Below are 19,719 nucleotides of genomic sequence, written 5' to 3' on the forward strand. Positions count from 1 at the left end.
TCCCGGGTGCATAGCGCTAAACCTGAATTCGTCGTCCTTTTCAGTCAAGGGGTGAATAAGGTTTAGGCGCTCTAACCACTGAGCTACCCACCACATGAAAAATTTTAGATTTTAAATTTTAGATTTTAGATTCAATTCCATTATCTAAAATTAGTTTGGTGTAGCGGAACAGGATTTTTACCTGCACCTCCAGAAGTTTGATCAAGGGTGTTTTAGTTATATGCGATAACCCTCGATATGTCGGCCTTTTCAGGCAAGGTGGGCGCTCTGTCATTTGAGCTATCCGCTACTGGTGAAAGCTAACTCCCTAATGAAAGTTGACTTGTATTATTAATGTAGTATATGTATTATTTGTTGTCAAGGGGCTAGAAAGCTAATTTAGAATTATTGCTTTGGAAACAGAGGTCTGAGCGGCACAAGCGAGCTGCTACTCAGAATTTCGGGGGAATATTATCCACACTGGATTGCGATCGCTCTCGTCAAAACTTTCTTATTTTCTCTGGAAAAAACTTTTGCCCGATCGCAGACCAATATTAAATAAATTGCAGATTCAGAAGGTTATAACACCCACTAAATAAAGGTTTTGCCGGCATATTTGCCACAACTTGGCCAAAATATACAAAAAAGTGTCCCAATTTTTGCCAAGATAATAATATTATTTCCCAAAATTCACTTGGCAAAAATCGGCATGAGTGAAAAACCCATAGAAGATAACGGCAAGGCTTTTCTCGTTCTACTTTTGCCCATCTCGTTTTTGATTGTTTTCCTGGTTGCTACTTGGAGAATTTTACTGGCGGTAATTTTCCTGGTAATTGGCTTCAAGCTTTGGCAGGAATATCAATGGCAACAGTGGACTGTGCGAGTTAACCCAATTTTTCATCAATTGGTTCGCGAAAATCAGGGCAGACTTACGCCAATGGACTTGGCAATCAAGGGCAATTTTCCTGGAACAACGGCAAAACGCTACTTGGATAGTAAAGCCTCGGAATTTGGTGCGAGTATACTCAACTCTGAAGAAGCGGGGCAGTCTTATTACTTTATAACTGCCAGCATTCTCGGGAATATTCTTGATAGTAGTGAGCCTATTAAAGAACTTCCTGCTCAACCAGTTACTAAAACTGCGCGATCGCTCCTAGCACCACCACCAACCCCACAGGAGGAAGAACTAGAAACAGAATCACTCCCACAGCCAACCCATGAATCAGCTAAACGATCGCTAGAAAAACAGTTAGTTTTTGGCTCTCTGATCCAATCTGAACTTGCCAAACGGCTAAATGTCTATTCCAGCACGGTTTATAAACGGCGAAATGATCCAGAGTTTCCTGAGTGGAGTCGCAGCAAAGACCCTGATGGTATTGCCTGGTCATACTCGGAAAAAACTAAGGAGTTTTTCCCACTGGAGGAAGAAGGATAACAATTCAAAATTTAAAAATATTAATTACTTTTGATTTTTGAATTCTAAACCCACAGCTTCGTTGATGGAATTTAATCCGCTTTGTTCTAATAGGACAAGCAAACCTAAAAGAATCCGACGTACCATCAATGGGCCTTCGTAAATCCAGCCTGTATAAACCTGGATCAAGCTAGCACCAGCAGTAATTTTTTCCCAAGCATCTTCCGGGGAAAAAATGCCACCAACGCCAATAATTGGGATTTGTCCTTGGGTTTGCTGCCAAATAAAACGAATTACCTCAGTGGAGCGATCGCGCAATGGTTCACCGCTAATTCCGCCAGCTTCTGACTGGGGTGATTTGCCAGTTTGGTCAATTATTTGGGTTTTCAGTCCATCACGGCGGATGGTGGTGTTGGTGGCGATAATTCCCGCCAGTTGGTAGGTTTTAGCCAAAGAAATAATGTCAGCGATCGCAACCCAATCCAAATCTGGCGCTATCTTGACAAAAATTGGCTTTTGTGCAGTATTTTCTTGTTGTAATAATTCCAAGATGGTACTGAGCATAGAAGCATCTTGGAGCGATCGCAAGCCTGGTGTATTCGGGGAAGAAACATTAACAACAAAATAGTCTCCCAAATCCTTGAGTAAGCGAAAACTATCGAGATAATCCTGTGCGGCGGCTTCCAGGGGAGTTACCTTAGATTTACCCAAATTGATCCCTATGGGTATTAACTCGACGTTATCCTGCTTTTCCTGTCCCAAACGTGCCGCCATTGCTGCTGCACCACGATTATTAAAGCCCATGCGATTGAGAGCAGCTTTGTCCAACGGCAAGCGAAATAAACGGGGACGCGGATTTCCTGGCTGTGCGTGAAAAGTTACAGTTCCTAGTTCCGCAAAGCCAAAACCCAGGTTAGACCAAATACTAGCAGCGACTCCATCCTTGTCAAAGCCAGCTGCTAATCCTAGAGGATTTGGAAAGTTTAGCCCAAACAAATTTTGTTCTAAGCGTGAATCGTACAGACATAAGGAGTGCTTTAAGCGTTGGTTTATCCAACTAGCAGGAGGGCGAATGCCTGTTTGGGATAGCCAATTAAAACTGCGAATCGTCTGTTGGTGTAACCACTCTGAATCAGTTTTTACCAGGTTGAACAAAAGCGGACGAATCGCAAGTTGATAAATATCCATTTCAATCCTTAATACTACCCGAATTCGGTAGACTGCCGCGCTTCCTTTTTAGCTTGTCGGAGTTTCTCTTTAGCTTGTCGGAGTTCTTCTTTAGCTTGGCGTGCTTCCTCTTTAGCTTGTCGGAGTTCTTCTTTAGTTTGTCGTACTTCTTCAGCAATCTGCCGTATTTCTTCGGCAGAATTTCTCATTTCTTCAGCAAGCTGTCGGTTTTCTTCAGCAGAATTTCTTATTTCTTCAGCAAGCTGTCGGCTTTCTTCTTGTGAGAGCCTGACATCTTCAGCAGACTCTCGCTCGTCCTCTTGTGAGAGCCTGCTATCTTCAGCAGACTCTCGCTTTTCCTCTGAGACTTGTCTCTGCTCCTCTCGATCATCAGATGAAGTTTTGCCCATTTCCCTAGCACTCCATAATCTAACTTCAACCAACCCGTTACTTAGAACTTTCAGTAAACACCCGTGGCAATATTACTCAGGATGCTTTTATGGGCATCTTATATATTACAAGTTATGTAAACCAATAAATCAGATGGGGCAGCCGCAAAAACCTATAGCCGCCGAACAGCAAATCCTCTCCTTGGGACGCGTCCTCCAGAGCCTTAGGGAAGAAGAAGATGTTGACGTTCTGATTGAAACTACTATTTCTTATCTTAAGGAACAGTTTGACTACAGACTGATTTGGATTGCTCTTTACGATCGCCTGAATCACATATTATTTGGCAAAGGAGGCATCACACCTGATCGTGACACGAGCTTTTTACGACAAAGGGTTGTTCTCAGTCCTGGGGATTTATTAGAGCAGGTGGTGATTGAACAGCATCCTTTGGGCATAGCCGATTTGCAAACTGAAATCCGCGCCGCAGATTGGCGAAAAATTGCAGAAAAATTCCACATCCAGGGAACCATTATTTTACCAATTCGCCATAAAGACCGCTGCTTGGGTTTGCTGTTACTGGGTTCAGAACGCTGGGGCTACCTACTCACAGGGGAAGCAAAAGCACGTTTGATGATGGTGTTAGGTGAATTGGGGGCAGTGCTTTATCAAAATGAGATGGATTTGCAGCACAAGCAAACCAAGAGAACCGACGAGCCATTATTAGAATTGCTGGAAAATTTACGCACCCTGACTAACCTTAATCAAAAACTTGAAGCAGCGGTGCAAGCAACTCATAAATTTGTCTCTCCCAGTCGGACAAATGTTTACTGGTTTGAGCGGGAAGGGCGCTACTTTTGGTGTCGGATGAGCAATCAGTTGGTCAAAATCGATCGCAATTCCAGCAATCAGCAAGCAGCAGGAATTACTGTACAGGAGTTGAGCGACTTTTATTATGCTTTGGCAGTTAACCAAATTGTCTCGATTGGTGATGCCCGTAGTTCCTTGAAAAGCCATTTTACGGCAAAATTGCTGCAACGCTTGAAGGTGCGATCGCTCTTGGCAGCTCCGATAATTTGGCAAAAGAACTTGCTCGGTTTTCTGGCGGTGGAAAGCAATGAACCTCAAATCTGGACGGAGACAGACAAAAATTTCGTCCAAGGTGTTGCTGGTTTAATCTCCTTGGTTGCACCCGCTGAAAGCATGGAAAGCACCGTTAAACAGATTCAAGAGGATGCTCAACTGACTAGCCAAGTTGCCCAAGGTATCTATAGCGAACATGACCTTCAGGAAAGTTTACACAGTTGTGCTAAGAGAGTTTTAGCTCGATTAGCAGCCACCCGCTTTTTATTGTTGCAGCATGACCCTGAGCAGAATAATTATCAATTTATTTACCAAAGTCAGCCCTATAATCGCCGAGCATTGACATTTACGCTTCATCCTCTCAAAGAATTAGATGGGCAGCTTTTGCAACGTTCAACTCAAGCGGTGGAAATTGAGAACTTAGATGAAGATTTACGCTTTTTTAACTGGCGTCCCCCTTTATTAGAAAATGGTGTGCGATCGCTACTTGTTTGTAAATGCACTCACGAGCATATACCAGCAGCGCTTTTGGTCATTACTCACGAAACCCATCGTTATTGGACAACTCTGGAAAAGGAATTACTGTGGGCCGTCAGTCAACAGATTGGTGTCATTCTTCGTCAGTGGCAATTACACAACCGCACCACCCAGCAGCAAAAAACTTCCCAGGCATTTGAGCAATGCCTACACATCCTGACACAATCCCAAAACAGCAAAATCGAGGTCAAAAAAAAGCATTTAGAACGGACAGCACTCGAACAAATAGCATCAATTTTGGGCTGTCCCCTAGCGGTACTGTTATCCTGGTCACCTGGTGAAAGTTGGGCAAAAATTATCCCTGGAGTGATTGAGAATAGTAAATTTGGGATTTTTTCTGAAGCATCTATTCCTATCCAGGGTGAAGCCTTAATTCAGTGGGCCCTTGCTACGGAGAGTTACCTGATTTTGAAGGTAGATGATTTACCCCCAGAAACTCGAAAATGGTTGAATGCTCCAGACAAAGGTCAAATTTTGGTGATGGCATTACGTACCAATGCTGATTATGAAACCACAGGTGTAGTCTTGTTGGCAGACTATCAAGAGTGTCGCTGGTCAGAGCAAAACCTCAGTGCGACAGTAACTCTGATTTCTCAATTAGCCTGGTGGCGTCGTGAAAAGCAAATTACCCAACTTCTAGAATCCACAACAGAGGAATTACGACAACTCAACTGGTACAAACATCGTCGCTCAGAGGAAATCCAAAGAATAACAGCGCACTCCCTTAGACAAATACATGATTTGGGCATTCCTGCTAATGAACTTACTCAGATGCGCTACCAGCTATTGCTGCGGCAGTTAGACCACACAACCACCTCCATGAGTGGAATGCTAAAACTTGAGCACTGGCAACTAAACATAAGTTGGGAAACTATACCCATAGCCAGTTTAATGAAGCGATCGCTCGAACGCATCGAAAATTTTGTCAAACAACAAAAGCTGTGGATTGGTGTACATGGTTTGGGACAACAGATTGAGGAGCAATCGCCAAAGAACTCTTCATTAACTAAAGGCGTTCCTACCTCAAACACTCAATCTTCAATGGCGATCGCTGGTGATATTGTCAAAATTGAATTAGTTATCCATGAATTATTGGTTACTGCCTGTAACCGTTCTCAAATCGGCGGCAGAATTGACATTTGGTGTCGCCGTTTAGATGCATCTAAAACCGTAGATCCAAATTATTCTTCTGCAACTACAGAGGCTGAACATCAGACATCTCTAGAACTGTCGATTACATATAACGGTGCGATCGAACCAGAGCTACTAACAGAGCTACATAATAATACACCCAAAGATGTGCTTGCTGCCTCTAACCTTGACCAACCACCAGGTTTACATCTGCTAATATGTCAAAATTTCATGCAGAAGTTAGGAGGACAGTTGAATTTCTATCAATTACCAGATAATCGAGTAGTTAGCCGCTTGCTGTTGCCGTTAGTTGGTGATGATTCTTAGTAGCATTTTTCAAAACAAGTGTCTGAAAATGAGCTTGAGTTAAGCATTTCTTCCTTCTCTTCCTTTACATCCTTCTCTACGAGACGCTGCCAAGCTACACGTAGTGTCTCCAAGAGTTGGCGGTAGCCTGTGGCAAGCCCTCCGAGTGACGCTCGTACCCCGCTCTAAGCAAACGCAAGAGCCTCTCTAAAAGTTGCCATGCCGCAGGCTTTACGCTTTGGCGTCTCCCTTTAGGAGAAGACTGCGCTGCTTCACCGCTTTGCGTCTACATTAAAAAAATTGACTTTGACAAAGAGTTAAGCCTTAACCTAAGCGGATTAACTTGTTAACTACAACCATTAACAATTTAGCTTTGTCACTGTCAAGGCTAATTAAACGGAAATATAAAATTATCTTAGCAATTATCTCAATTTATTTGTATATATTTACTGACTTCACCAAGAGGTCAGCTTTGAGTTTTTAATAACTTGAATATCCACAAAAAACGTGACATTTTTTTTTAAACTAGTTAACATATAACTTGATAAAACACTGATCAGGATTATTAATTTTGAATGTAATATAAATTCATATTTTAATTTATAAAAAATAATTAACCAGCCCAAAATCAGCAAAATTGTCTATAAAATTGGGCTATTAATGGGATTTACACAAGAAGAATTAGCAATTTATCCTTAGCGTTGCTTTACCAACAGTGAACCGTTGGGAAAATAAAGACAGTAATCTCTTAAGGATTGTTGTGCAGGAGATTGAAGTTTTAGTAGAAAAACTTGGTAAAAAGGTCAAAATATATTGGCAAGCAGAACATGAAATCTAAACCATTCATCTATTGCTTTGAGAAAGACCAATATAAAATTTATCTACCTGGAGAAATCTATCAATGAGTTTTAGATACTTCAAGTATTGGTTAAGATTTAGTTCAATCCAAAGCATTATTGTTTTGGCTATAGTATCAATTTATAACTTGTGTGGTGCATCTGCTCAGACTACTCCTAAAGGCGGAATTGACTGGATTTTAGTAGTAGATACTTCCGCTTCCATGCGTGGTGTAGGTGGAACAAAGAATATTTTTGAGCCAGTAAAGAATTCTGTTACTGAATTTGTTAACACTGCCAGATTAGGTGATACCGTTACTATCTATACTTTTGACAAAGATGTAACTTTAAATGCAGATGATATCAAGATTACCAGTAATCCAGACAGAGGTAAACTCAAGCAAATAATTAGCTCACTTCAGGCTGAGGGTGTGCGGACTCATACAGGTAAGGCTGTGCAAAAAGCGCTGCATCCGCCCTGTTAAACAAACGTGCTGATGCTCTTGGTCGGACTGTCAGCATAGTGTTTCTGACAGATGGATTAGAAGATGTGCGTGGTATTCCTAATCCTGTTCTCATTCCTAGTAATACCCAATTTTTGCGTGAGCAACAATGCAAACCCTATATATTTTTTGTGTCTTTAGGATTAAAAGAACACGAAAAGCAGCTAAATGATTTTGCTAGTAATCCAGCGCTTTGCGGAAAGGGACAGGTATTGCGAGATCCGGGAGGAGTTCAACTCAACAAGCTGGCTCAAAATATCCGACCAGTGCTGATTACACCTAAGCTTGATGTCAATTTACCCACTGCCAATTTGCAGCCAGCATTACCTGGAACGACTAGTGAACCGCTCAATATTAATGGCATCAGTAATGTCAATGCTAAGGTAAGTTTGCAACTGGAAGACCCTCAGCAAAGTGGTATTCGCTTAATTCCACCCGATCACACCATTAACTTAGTTGCGAATCAAGCAACAGTTATTCCTGTACGTTTACAGATACCAGCAGAGGCAAAGGGGGGTGCTAGTAGCTTGCGCTTGGTGTTGGCGATCGCAGACCAAGCGATCGCACCGATTACAATTGACCTACCTGTAACCATTCAGTCGAAACTACAAATACAACCTACAAGGATAGATTTTGGCTCAACAGAGGTAGGCAAAACTACTGAAATCCAAAATTTGGTAGTTCGCACCAATATATCTGGAACAGCCAGCTTACAACTCCAAGGCAATTCCAAAGACGTTTCTATAGCAGAACCTTCAGCGGGCATATCCTTACAACCAGGAGAAACTAAAATTCCTGTGCAGTTGCAGGTTACTGATAGCAGTTTTGCAGGCAATCGCAACTTCACCTTAGTTCTGACCCCAGATAACTCAATTGCTAGTCCAGTCACTACGGAAGCTCATCTGCATATTTTGATGCCATTGGGACGAAAAATAGTCATTTGGTTGCTCTTAGGGCTACTGGTGTTGTTAATTACCCTGATAGTAGTTTGTTTGATTCAACGCAAAACCCCCTTGGAATTAGCCGAAGATTTTCGCACCCGCAACCGCTTAGAAGGAGCATTGGTAGTGCTAGAACCACTGCCACAATCATCCCAAGATGAAGAGATTAGTCTCACTCACCTCCAGAAGGGGAGAGTATGCTTGAGTGATTTGATACCAGTCATTGTTGGGACAAATTCTGATGCCGAGTTAGTCACAGTTTGGCGGGCAGGCAAAAAGAATATAGATTTGCGGTGTTTGAAAGGTGTAATTTTTGTCAATACTAAAAAGATAAATACAGATGAACTTTACAACGAGGACATCATCGAAATTGACAACGTTAAGCTGCAATTTAACTGGATTGAACACCAAAGACCCTCTGAGTCAAGCAGTGGGCAGACAAACTTTTGAATAATATCACAGGAAAGTGAATGTTAAGTCCCACGGTTGTGCGTCCCACGGTTGTTTTTCGTCCTACCGTTGTTATCGGGTTAGGAGGAACGGGTTATGAAGTCGTACTCAAACTTAAAAAGCGATTCATAGATGTTTACGGCTCAGTACCAGAAGTTATTCGTTTTATTTCGATTGATACTACCGAAAACATCCAAGAACGAGAAAAATCACCCGATGGCACTAAGGTTTTCTTAGAACCTAATGAACTTTATGCAATCTCTGTTGCAAATCCACTACCGCTAACACGTAACGACCACATCGCTGAATGGTGGCCTAGGGACATTTCAGCAGCCAGCCTGATCAGTGGTGCCGGACAGATTCGGGCCCGAGGACGGCTCGCCTTATTTGCTAGAGTCGGCGATATTAAAGGTTTAATTGCTCAAGCAATCAATGCTGTCCGCGAAATTCGCACCAGTAAACAAGCATTTTCAGATAACTTTCAAGTTTCCAGTCGGGATGGCGTGGAAGTTTTTATTGTTGGCAGTTTGGCTGGTGGGACGGGCAGTGGCACATTCTTAGATGTGGCATTTTTAACACGAGAACATCTGAATAATTTTTCTAATATTACGGGGGTATTTGTTTTACCCAGAGTGTTTGCCAATATTCCCCAAACTCACTTAGTGAAGTCTAATGCCTATGGCGCTCTCAAGGAAATCGAACACTTTTGGGGATTGTCACCGTCTAATAGCATTGAGATTGATTATGGTGTCGCAAAAATCAAAGCCGATCGCCCTCCCTTTGATGCTGTATTTTTAATTGATGGGGTTAACAAAAATGGAACTGTAGTCGGTCGTCCAGACGATTTGCAAAATTTAGTTGCAGATGGCTTGTACATCCAAATTGGTTCTCAAATCGGTCTAGACGCTGCTAACGTTGCTGATAACATTCGCGCTTATCTGGCAACTGGTGAAAAAGTTCGAGGACGCAATATAAATTACTGTAGTTTTGGCTTTGCTACTTTGACTCTGCCAGTACAGCAATACGAGCGGATGAAATTAGAGGATGCTCAAAGCTTACTGAAAAATGAGTTAATCGCATCTACCCCAACAATCGATTTAGAAAGTGACATCGCCCGGTTTTTAGAAGATTGCAAGTTAGCAGACGCTACTACTGTCCTGAATGCGTTGACTGAAAGCGATCGCGGCGGACAAATGAAACCCGAATTCCGAATTGGCGAAATCCGTCACGATCGCACAGCTTTGGCGACGATTAAAGAACTCTACAAACGGCAGTTAGATCAATTTGAACAACGGACGGCTCAAGAATTAGGATTGAGTTTTCATCGCTTACAACAGACTACAACTGCTGCGATCGCAACTTGGTGGGAGCGGAGTCTCAACCGTCCCAATGGACTAGCTTATGCCTTGCAATTTTTAAGCAAACTTTCCCAAAAACTGGATGAATTACAGCAGAGCGTGCAGCACAAGTCGCAAGAAGCGAAAACCAGTTTCAATACTTTGAAATTAGAACCACAAGAAGAAAAGATTAAAGAAGCCGCAGAAACTTGGTTCCCAAATAAAAATACTATTCAAGCAGCTTGCCAAAAATACAAAGAACGGGCTGACCAAAAGTGGAAGACTTATTTACATTGGAAGCGGTGTGATAAAGCGGCTGAATTCTATGGTGTGCTGCGGGCTAGGCTGGAAGAAATTCAGGAAAAGTGCCAGCGTCTACACAGCAACTTAGATAAAGTTTATCGAGATTTTGAACAGAGTTATCACGAGGTCAGCCGTCAAGGCACTAATGATAATCCTTTTATTCACACCATTCAGCGCATCAATCTGCAATCGAAACGCCCCAAGATTACTGGCGAAGATTTTATCCGTTGGTATCGAGAACAGTCTCAAACTTTAACGAATTGGTCTGATAAAAAAGCTGAAGATGTCAAAAACGAAATTCTGAAATTTATAGATGAAACTTACTATCCCCTCACCAGTATGACTGTTGAGCAGGTTTTGGCAGATAGCAATCCAGAAGATGCGGGGCAAGATTTGCAACAACTTGGCAAACTTGCAGTTCCTCTCTGGCAGTATGAAGAATCGGAAATTCCCATTCAACAGCAGCACCTAATCACAGAATTTTATTACTACGGAGTAGAAAGTAACAACACAGTTTTTAGCAATCCGCCTCTTTCTAGTCGCTTGCCTAAAGGAAATAATAATCCTTCTTTCGTACCGACAGGCGAACCCCATAAGGTGATGCTGTTTCGAGTGGAAGTCGGTGTCCCCTTATTTGCCTTCAACGGAATGAGGGATATGGAGCTAGCTTACCTAGATCCGAATAAAGTCTTCAAGCACCTGCATCGCAATTGGACAAACTTAGCCAATTTAATATCCTCCAGAAGACGACGGTGGGGCGTTGCGTTGGTTTGCGTTAGCGCTAGCACCCGAACGATATAAATTGATTGTCAATCACAGTAAGAAATATTTTGTTTCTACAGAACAAGCGAAAAGATTAGAGGGCGGAGTTTTGCCTTTGGGAGGCGATCGCAAGTCAGCATTTAAAGCTTTTAAAAGTAACTTGCCTTTAGTCAAGGAAATTGCAAACAAAGTTGAGCTTATTACCCACGAAGACCAAGACAAAGCCAAATTTACTTTACAAAACTACATCAATCACCTCAATCAGGTTTTAAAAGGAGGTAAGGTTGATTCCCAAATTCAAGAACAGGTAGAAATGGAAATCCAGGAAATTGAAGCCTACCTGGAAGATTTAGATGTGATTATTTAGCCCCATAGTTTGCACTCTGAGAGTGTCGCCATGCCAAAACCAACTATTTTACTTGCACTCGATCCTCACAGTGCCGCTTTTTGTGCAGCCATGAAACGGCAACTGCAAGAATTTCCAGCTACCCAAACCTGTTTAATTCAAACTTATACCTTAACTTGGGACGGTCAAACTTTTAGCTTTAGTAGCGAGTTAGATCAGTTTGCTGACATGAGTTTTGATCTGGCTCAAACTCATAGTAAGCAAGCTTATGTCTCCAAAATCCGTACCCAGTTCAGCGAAGCGACTGGCGAGATCCAAACTGCACTGATTGAATTATTGAAAACGGCTAGTCAATCAAAAGAAGCGATCGCTGCTAAACGCCAAGGAGTGGAAATCAGCAGCACCCATCGAATATATATCATGCTATCAGTCACTAATCAATTTGCTAGGGCAGTAGTTTTTGATATAGTACGCTTGATTCGTTGGCTATTTTCCAAGTACTTTACAGATATTCCTTACAGCTTAGAAGCTTTATTGCTACTGCCAGGGTTATTTACCCAAGCCACAACTGCTGATTACGGCGCTGCTTACACGCTCCTGAAAGAGTTAGATTACAAAATGACCACTGGAGTTGTGATTGCAGGCGCTCAAAAAGTACCGCCTTTTGATAACTGCTGGCTGATGGACGAGCAAATTGGGGGAATGAGGGATAATTTACCTAGCTATGCTGATGCTTTGGCAGGTTTTCTCACCGTGGAACCGGAAACTAACGGCTTATTAATTGGCACACAAAAAGTCCGGGGGAAAATACCCGCCTATAGTGCATTTGGCTATGGAGAACTATTTTTTCCAGGAGAAATAACTATTAATCGTTTGAGTGCTGCCTTAGCTGCCGATATTGTGATCGAGCAGTTTTTACCAAAGGCAGAATTCACTCCAGAGGCAATTCGCAAATGCCTGTTAGATGCCAAAGGATTTATCCTCAGCGAAGATTTCAGCAATGCTTTTCTCGGATTAGAACGAGACAATGGCAAACCAGTTTGGCAAGATTTTAATCCGCGCCTTGAGATGCGTGCTGGCCAGGCTCAAGAATATGGGATGGAATTGCAGCGTGCTTATCGGCAATTTGAAAATAAAGAGCTACTTTCCTATAAACGCACACTGGAAAATTGTTGTAAACAATTACAGGCAACACTAACCGCTTTCTTAGACCGCACGATTAATCGCTATGCTGATGCTACACCTAGAGGCTTGCATGAAGGAGCTAGGCTATTAAACATATTGACCTTTTTGTATTTGGAACTGCAAACGGATGCGATTGGCGATCAATCCCAAAATCTGGTTACAGAACTGCGTGCGGCTGAAGCATTTCTCGACTCAAGATTGCAGGTAACAATTAATCAAGAAATCACTCAAAAGCTGCTCAACCAAGTTGTGTCCTTAAAATTGCGGCAGCAACAATTACAAGATATTTTAGCTGAAAGAAAGTCTGAAGAACAACTGCAAGAGCTACAGACAACTCAGAAACAGCTAGAAACGGTAATTGCTGAGTATCGCCAAGCGTTAAATGCAGAAATTGAACAAGCTCGACAAATGCGTTTTATGGCGATCGCTCACGCTCGTGAACAAGCCGCAGCGGCGATCGTTTCATCTCAAAATCACCTAACTCTCACTGAAAATCAACTTGAAACAGCCACAGATCAACTAAGTGAACTGCTAGCAGAAGAAAACAAATTTCGCTCTCAGTATCTAGTCATTTATCCTATTTTTTTTGCTACTGCTTTATTAGGCTTGCTGATTCTGACGGGACTTTTCAGTCAATCAGCACTATGGCTGTTATTGCAAAATTTTTGGGCTAACTTAGTTACTTATCTGCTTTGGACGGCGGTAACAATTTTGACTTATTTAGGTATAGTTTGGCTTAAATACAGCACTAATATTCGCGATCGCATTCAAAAGGCTCAGAAACAAATTAAACGACTAGAAAGCACTGTTAAAGCAACAATCGTAGAATTACGTCGCAACTATAATGAACAATTAAAGTTGGAGTATGATTTATACGCCCAAAATCTCCGCGTCGAGGCATTGAATTATCTGATTAAAACAGCTAAACAAAGGGCTGAGACTTTACGGCAAAGTCTTACTGACTTGTCTGAGATATACAATAATTTGGTTGCTCAACGCGATCAAGCTACGACAAAGTTATCGGAAATTAGACTCACTGTTCTTACCGATGCGGATATTGATGCTTATTATCAAAGTTTCCTTACCACACTAACAACTGAGACATTTACTAAAGAACAAATTAGCCGCTCTCAGTCGTGGAAAATTCCTGCTGAAGCATTCAATAACCAACTTATCTCTTTTGCTCGCCAGCAGTTCGAGCAATTGAGCAATTTATCTATTGGGGAAGTATTAAATCAATCAGATTTAATTGCTGAAAACACTGCAAATTTGCGTTTGAATCAACTTTATAATAACGCTAACTTGTTACTGCGAATTCAGGATATTGACACTAACTTAAACCCAACTTCTCAACGAGAGATTACCCTCTGGGTGGGAGCAAAAGATAAGGAACAAATATTTGCGTTTTACAGTCGATTTAGTCGCACTTTAACCGCCTTGGTAACTGAAGATGAGCGGCGGTTGTGTGTTTTGACCCGTTCGTTGGGCTTTCCGGCTTATTTTCTCAGTCAAATTGAGTTTTATCGAGACTGCTATGAACGGACTCAGAGCGAACAAATCGAGCCAGACAAGAATATTCCTGATTTAATCCCAGAGGAAATTGGTTCTGGTAGGGAATTAAAACTAGCTTATCAAACCTTGCTTTTAGCGATCGCTCTTGGGCTACTATCCCAGCATTCTCAAGGTGATTATCAATTCAACGGTCGGTCACTTGGTAAAGACCGAGAACAAATTACCTTAGCTTTAGCAACTGAGTTCACCTTTCAGGAACTCTATGGAGACTTAGAAAAACGTATCGAAACATTTGAACGTGATTTTATTTACCATAAGTTACAGGAATTAGGAACATCAGCTTCATATTTAAATCATTACGAAGGTAAGCTTTTAGATCATCTAATTTCAGAGTATAACCCTCTGAATTAGGCATTAAATCGTCCTCTTTATGGTCTGGCGAGAAATGCAAAGCATCCATTTTGCAGAACTTAAATTAAAAAAATATCCCATCCCTGCGGGACGCCCCGACAAATGTACTAATCAGCAAAAATTCTGAGTGCGAAGTGCAAAATTATTTTGTGAGCAGGATTTCAAAGACTCAAATTGAGCCAAAAAAGTTTTTCAGCCTGTGACAAGCTAATTTCAAAGTAGCCGATTATGCACAAAGCAGTTATTAAAGAGATGAAGATAAATCGTTTCATATTTTCCTCGAAATAAGATTTTCTGACATCTAGTTGTTCAGGGTTATTTGACAAAACTGAGTGCAAATGTATTCTGCACTTTCATCTATTTCCAGGGATGAGCGAGTAAAGCCTGTGAAGTAATGCCTAAGCCAATTAAGGTGATGCATAAGGCGCTTGCAACTGGTAACATTTTTATCCTGGGTATCTGGAATGGTAAATGCTCAAACCGATCCTTGGCGTAGACCAGCATTAACCCGATTCCAGTTAATACTGCTGCTAGACCTAAGCTAAAGGCAGATACCAGCGCTAATCCAAAGCCAATTCGTCCCAGCGCGATCGCACTCAGCAACACTACTAAGGCTGAAGGACAAGGTAACAAGCCGCCCGATATTCCCAGCGCTATGAGGCTAGACCACTTCATGGAACTTAGATCACCGTCAGGCGGTAGATGGGAATGCTCATGGTCTACATGGTTGTGGTCATGGTGATGGTGATCATGCAAGTCGTGGCTGTGTTGATGACTATGTACATGGTCATGTGAATGAGAAACCTGAGTCGTTTGCAATCGACTGATAAACAAATTCAGACCAATTACAGTTACCAGTACCCCAGAGAGGACGCTTAACCAAGGGTACAATTGCTCTGTCAATATAAACTGGGATGTGCCAAGAGTGACCAGCCCTAGAGCAAATATGCCAGCTGTATGGGTAATCGTTACAATCAGCCCCAAAAATAGGGCATGTTGGGCATTACTACGGGAACCCACCAAATAAGCACCAACTATCGTTTTCCCATGACCAGGGGACAGAGCGTGTAAGCCACCCCATAAAAAGGCGATCGCTAGAGCTATTAGAATAGTCAAGAAATTATGATTTTCCTGGGTAATCAGGCTAGTAAAGACATCGTTGCTTCTTCCTGTCAAAGCATTATCTAAGCGGCTGGATGATTTAACTCCCGGTGGAGGCGCTTGTTGACTAGATGTCACAGACGGATCGAGTCTAAACTCAATCCGACGTTGGTCGAGAGGACTGCTGAGTAAGTCCGTGGGGTAATCTCTCAAACGATTGGTGATACTGCTAGAAGTGAAATCACCTTGAATAGGAACGCCATTTGCAACCACAGTAATCTCACGCCAGCCCAAGCGCTGTGGATAAAACTGATCTTCAAATATTAACTGATTCGTACCGACTAACTCCGTTGTCCTATGAAAATTACAACTCAGCCGCAGTGTAGATAATCCTCCGACACCTGGAGGAAATTCGACTGTTGATTTGATCAAAGACAATGCTAAAGGCTGTTTATTGATCAACAGTTCCAGATGTGAGTTGACTTCCTGACATTTTTGGTCAGGGTATTGAACCGTCTCTACAGGTTCAGCTTTGCGGTTGTGATTGGTATCTAACTGATTAATTTCTTGAAAAGCAGGAATTTCTGCCATGTCTAAAACATAATCAATCCCCACACCATCGGTTGCTACCTGCACTCCTGCGTAGTGATTGATGGTGAAATTGCCTAAAGGATGGGCATTTGCCCTCGGCATCCAAAAAAAACATATTCCGATAATTGCAGTACTCCAAGTCAAGCAATACAGCAGCTTTTTCATAAAGAACTCCCTATAGCGTTATTTTGGATTTTAGATTTTGGATTTTGGATTTTGGATTGACCTCACCGATCGACGGATGGGGGTTGAAGATTTTAAATTTTGGATTTGTATCACCGACAAGGTGTGAAAGCGCGTAGCGGGACGTTAGTCCGGCATGAACCTAAATAGACGCAAGGGTAACGCAGCGTTAGCGACTGTGCGTAGCATCTGACTCGCTCTAAGCGTACCCCTGCGGGGAAGAAAGCTACGCATAGCGTCTCTAAGAGTTGCCATGCCGCAGGCTTTACACTGCGCTATCGGCTTTTCTTCAATCTAAAATTGGCACTCAATCTAAAATCTAAAATCCCAAATCTAAAATTGCTTGACGAGCTTGATCAGCATACTTGTGATGAAATTGAGGATTGAGGCTAACAGCTTGAGTTAGTCGCTTTATTGCTTCTTCACGGTTATTTAAGTGAAGTGCAATCATGCCAGCATGGAATTGCAGCAAGGCATCCTCTGTCCCGAAGCGAGTTGCCCGTTGTGCTGCCCTTTGGGCTTCTTGCCATTGCCCATTAGCCGCAGCTGCCCAAGCCAAAGTATCCTCTGCATATACATCGTCTCGCACTGCTACTTCACTACGAGCAATCTCTAGTGCCTCTGTTAAATGAATTCCGTGTTCGGTGTAGTAAACTGCCAAAGCGCGATCGTAGATTCCTTTAACTTTGCTCAGGTAAGCTACTACCCCGATCAAATCTTCAGTTTCAGTTGCGCCTTTTTGGTCGAGAAGAGCTAGTTGAGCATCAGCCTTATACCCCAGCGTTTCCACCTGTGGCATCAGTTCTGTACCCTGGTTTGCTGCATTCAGAGCATCCTGCCAGCGATGCTGGGCCGCATAGAGGCGGGCTAATCCTGTAAACGCAGCTATATGCCGTGGGAAGAGGTCAAGAGCTTCCCGATATCGCTGCTCAGACAGGGCAAAATCCCCGGCTGCAAAAGCAAGATCCCCAGTCCGCACATGAAACCAAGCACGAGTTTCTGCACTCATCGTGTAGAAAGAGTCCATCTCCTGCATAGCCTCAGTTAACAGTTGCCGTGCCGAGGCTAGATTGCCAGTTAACTCTAAGTAACGGGCTAAAACCGCGTTATGACTAGAGTTCGATTCTTCCTCAGCAAGGTTCTGCAAGAGTTGATGAGTTGCTTCATAGTCGCCCAACTCCATCTGAATCGATGCCCTCAGTGAGACAATATTGGGATTATCAACAGATGAATTATTTAACACATCTAAAGCTGACCGAAACTGGTGTTGAGATAGTAAAGCTGATGCTAAGAGCATGGAAGAAACCTGATTATGACGCGGCTGTAGTGCCAGGGATCTACGTGCCGCTTGTTCTGCTCGTAACACATCGTCTATATCTGCCATTTCTCGAAAGCGCCTCAAATATTGATCAGCCAACAGACGTAAAAATATTGAGGAATCGGGAGATTGGGCAACTTTCTCCTCATAGACGCTGATAATATGCGATCGCTGTAAATAATCGGGGAAGACTAAATCTGACTGCTGAACTGGTAATATCTGCCTGGAATTAACAGTCAACTGTTGCACAACAGAGGAGTATGTGCCTAACTTACCATTGGTGTAGCCTAAACTTAGCGCTTTTGTATCAGAGGGTCTTAGTAAAACCAGTAGGCTAGTTAGCGCTAACACCCATAGTATTCGTAGATGCATAAACCTTACAAAGGATTACCTAAATAAGGGAAGGTAGGAAGAAAGTTGGCATCATTAGGCCCAACATTATCGCTAGTCAGCCCCGGAATTTTGCCTGTAGTAATCCCTGTAACTGCATCACCAAAGACAACAGATGCTGTGACATCGATTACGTCATCTTTTGGTCTTCTACCACCAAAATTGTTGCCTAACTGAGTCCCAAAATAACTACCGCTAGATTTGGAAAGATCAGCTTGGATAACATCAGGAATCGCCACTGAGATCACTGCATCAGCTATACCTTGAGGTCTACCAATCGCATTCACAAAAGCTCGAATGAATTGGGATTGATTGCTAGCGTCTTGGGTTGGTGTCTGAATATTACTATTATTATGAGCTTGAAAGTCCATAAAAAGTTCATTCAGGGCTGGAACTGCTAACCGCTCAATCTGAGCAAAATTCTGATTTCTAAATCTAGGAGTTTCAACACTAGTTGTTATCCAAACACCAATCTTGCCACTACCAAGCTCTTGCTTGGGTAGCTCGACAATAATTGAGTGGACATTGAATGGGGCTAGGGTGTCTTGTGCTTGTCCAGGTGGTCTAAAGGAAAGAACTTGGAAGGGAGGACTGGGATTAGGCTGAAGGCTATAGTTTCGATCCGGGATGATTTTGAAGAACTGTTCCAAATCGAAAAAGAACGGGTCTTTCCGTGTGCCAACAAAGAACTTCGTGGGGTTAATGCCGTTAAAGGAGAATGTTTGGTTGAGTTGCCCTGTCCTACTTATTGGAAGCAAAGTTGACCTTGTTCCTACTTGGATTGGAGAAGTTGGGCGGCTGACTGTGACAGTTTGGTTTGAACCTGTGCCATTTATTTGGAATTGAAGTACGATATCTTCAACACTGTCACCAGTGTTATCAATATTGAACTGATAAAGAACATTTGGATCGAATGGTCTCACTTCACCAGAAACGATCAGAGGGTCGAAATCCATTACAAGGACAACATTGTTGGGGTCTGTAGGACTTTCAAACACAAACAAATCTGTGAGATCCGCAGCAGTGAGCTGAGTGGCAAGAAAGGTTGTGTCCTGGTGGTCTGAAGCCAAAGCTTTAGGGGTTGCATAGATTAGGACTACGAGCAAAATCGCAACAATTCCCACTAGGGTACGAAAAAAACGAGTAGCTCTAGTCCAATATAGTGATCGCTTGCTCAAAAAAAATGTCATATTTTGGACTAGTTTCTTTATGCGTACCCAGCCTTCAATTGGTATAAAAGAGGTGATACTCTGAGCATCTATTTTCATAATTGCCCTCCTTGAGGTGTTTTGTATCTTCTATTGTATGTATATATGTACGTGAAAATAGCAAGTTGATAGCAAGTTGATTCATCTTTCAAAAAAGACTGCGGCTATTACCGAAGTGCCTCACAGCTTATTGGCTCCTACTAATCACTTAACAGACCAAAACTTGCTCACTTTTCTAGTTTAAAGTTTTAAGACTTATATAATACATATATACTAAATAGGATTTGCGTATTTCAGCGATGTTGCTCCACCAATCGTTATTTAATAGTCCGCATAAT

The 19,719-nt window shown here is 42.3% G+C and carries 12 protein-coding genes and 1 tRNA gene; 7 read left to right on the top strand and 6 right to left on the bottom strand.

Features of this window, described 5'->3' with window-relative positions:
* Positions 1-156 precede the first annotated feature (156 nt).
* Positions 157-290: transfer RNA gene (locus tag Q0541_RS14670), tRNA-OTHER, on the bottom strand.
* Between the two features lie 398 nt (positions 291-688).
* On the opposite strand from Q0541_RS14670, the gene Q0541_RS14675 reads away from it, so the two are divergent.
* The gene (locus Q0541_RS14675; protein ID WP_298911446.1) at positions 689-1,414 is read left to right on the top strand and encodes a hypothetical protein; all 726 of its coding nucleotides are present in this window, start codon (positions 689-691) and stop codon (positions 1,412-1,414) included.
* A 24-nt stretch (positions 1,415-1,438) separates the two neighbouring features.
* On the opposite strand, the gene Q0541_RS14680 is transcribed toward Q0541_RS14675, so the two are convergent.
* Positions 1,439-2,581: a quinone-dependent dihydroorotate dehydrogenase gene (locus Q0541_RS14680; RefSeq protein WP_298911447.1), complete on the bottom strand. Its 1,143-nt coding sequence runs from the start codon at positions 2,579-2,581 to the stop codon at positions 1,439-1,441.
* 14 nt (positions 2,582-2,595) lie between these two features.
* A complete protein-coding gene (locus Q0541_RS14685) occupies positions 2,596-2,970 on the bottom strand; it encodes a hypothetical protein (protein WP_298911448.1) in 375 nt (124 codons plus the stop codon).
* Positions 2,971-3,103: 133 nt separating this feature from the next.
* Here Q0541_RS14685 and Q0541_RS14690 point away from each other — a divergent pair, with 133 nt between their 5' ends.
* The 6 genes from Q0541_RS14690 to Q0541_RS14715 all read left to right on the top strand — a co-directional run bounded on the left by Q0541_RS14690 (position 3,104) and on the right by Q0541_RS14715 (position 14,590).
* Positions 3,104-6,025: a GAF domain-containing protein gene (locus Q0541_RS14690; protein ID WP_298911449.1), complete on the top strand. Its 2,922-nt coding sequence runs from the start codon at positions 3,104-3,106 to the stop codon at positions 6,023-6,025.
* 940 nt (positions 6,026-6,965) lie between these two features.
* The gene (locus tag Q0541_RS14695) at positions 6,966-7,325 is read left to right on the top strand and encodes a VWA domain-containing protein (protein ID WP_298911450.1); all 360 of its coding nucleotides are present in this window, start codon (positions 6,966-6,968) and stop codon (positions 7,323-7,325) included.
* A gap of 38 nt (positions 7,326-7,363) precedes the next feature.
* The gene (locus Q0541_RS14700; RefSeq protein WP_298911451.1) at positions 7,364-8,734 is read left to right on the top strand and encodes a VWA domain-containing protein; all 1,371 of its coding nucleotides are present in this window, start codon (positions 7,364-7,366) and stop codon (positions 8,732-8,734) included.
* A gap of 20 nt (positions 8,735-8,754) precedes the next feature.
* Positions 8,755-11,175: a tubulin-like doman-containing protein gene (locus Q0541_RS14705; RefSeq protein ID WP_298911452.1), complete on the top strand. Its 2,421-nt coding sequence runs from the start codon at positions 8,755-8,757 to the stop codon at positions 11,173-11,175.
* A complete protein-coding gene (locus tag Q0541_RS14710; protein WP_298911453.1) occupies positions 11,135-11,503 on the top strand; it encodes a hypothetical protein in 369 nt (122 codons plus the stop codon). The genes Q0541_RS14705 and Q0541_RS14710 overlap by 41 nt, the downstream gene beginning before the upstream one ends.
* Positions 11,504-11,533: 30 nt before the next feature.
* Positions 11,534-14,590 carry a hypothetical protein gene (locus tag Q0541_RS14715; protein ID WP_298911454.1) on the top strand — a complete coding sequence of 1,019 codons (3,057 nt, stop codon included), beginning with the start codon at positions 11,534-11,536 and terminating at the stop codon, positions 14,588-14,590.
* 357 nt (positions 14,591-14,947) lie between these two features.
* Here the strand turns inward: Q0541_RS14715 and Q0541_RS14720 are convergent, their stop codons facing one another.
* The 3 genes from Q0541_RS14720 to Q0541_RS14730 form a co-directional block, all read right to left on the bottom strand.
* Positions 14,948-16,447: a sulfite exporter TauE/SafE family protein gene (locus Q0541_RS14720; RefSeq protein WP_298911455.1), complete on the bottom strand. Its 1,500-nt coding sequence runs from the start codon at positions 16,445-16,447 to the stop codon at positions 14,948-14,950.
* 337 nt (positions 16,448-16,784) lie between these two features.
* Positions 16,785-18,155, bottom strand: a complete 1,371-nt coding sequence (locus tag Q0541_RS14725; RefSeq protein WP_298911456.1) for a tetratricopeptide repeat protein — start codon at positions 18,153-18,155, stop codon at positions 16,785-16,787.
* Positions 18,156-18,160: 5 nt separating this feature from the next.
* The gene (locus Q0541_RS14730; protein WP_298911457.1) at positions 18,161-19,441 is read right to left on the bottom strand and encodes a DUF4331 domain-containing protein; all 1,281 of its coding nucleotides are present in this window, start codon (positions 19,439-19,441) and stop codon (positions 18,161-18,163) included.
* Between the last annotated feature and the right edge of the window lie 278 nt (positions 19,442-19,719).

The organism is uncultured Nostoc sp., assembly GCF_937863485.1.
Classification (GTDB): Bacteria; Cyanobacteriota; Cyanobacteriia; order Cyanobacteriales; family Nostocaceae; genus Nostoc.

Excerpts from the sequence above, each read along its gene's own strand:
- Q0541_RS14675 (WP_298911446.1), top strand. The coding sequence starts at position 689 with ATGAGTGAAAAACCCATAGAAGATAACGGCAAGGCTTTTCTCGTTCTA.
- Q0541_RS14680 (WP_298911447.1), bottom strand. The coding sequence starts at position 2,581 with ATGGATATTTATCAACTTGCGATTCGTCCGCTTTTGTTCAACCTGGTA.
- Q0541_RS14685 (WP_298911448.1), bottom strand. The coding sequence starts at position 2,970 with ATGGGCAAAACTTCATCTGATGATCGAGAGGAGCAGAGACAAGTCTCA.
- Q0541_RS14690 (WP_298911449.1), top strand. The coding sequence starts at position 3,104 with ATGGGGCAGCCGCAAAAACCTATAGCCGCCGAACAGCAAATCCTCTCC.
- Q0541_RS14705 (WP_298911452.1), top strand. The coding sequence starts at position 8,755 with ATGTTAAGTCCCACGGTTGTGCGTCCCACGGTTGTTTTTCGTCCTACC.
- Q0541_RS14715 (WP_298911454.1), top strand. The coding sequence starts at position 11,534 with ATGCCAAAACCAACTATTTTACTTGCACTCGATCCTCACAGTGCCGCT.
- Q0541_RS14720 (WP_298911455.1), bottom strand. The coding sequence starts at position 16,447 with ATGAAAAAGCTGCTGTATTGCTTGACTTGGAGTACTGCAATTATCGGA.
- Q0541_RS14725 (WP_298911456.1), bottom strand. The coding sequence starts at position 18,155 with ATGCATCTACGAATACTATGGGTGTTAGCGCTAACTAGCCTACTGGTT.
- Q0541_RS14730 (WP_298911457.1), bottom strand. The coding sequence starts at position 19,441 with ATGAAAATAGATGCTCAGAGTATCACCTCTTTTATACCAATTGAAGGC.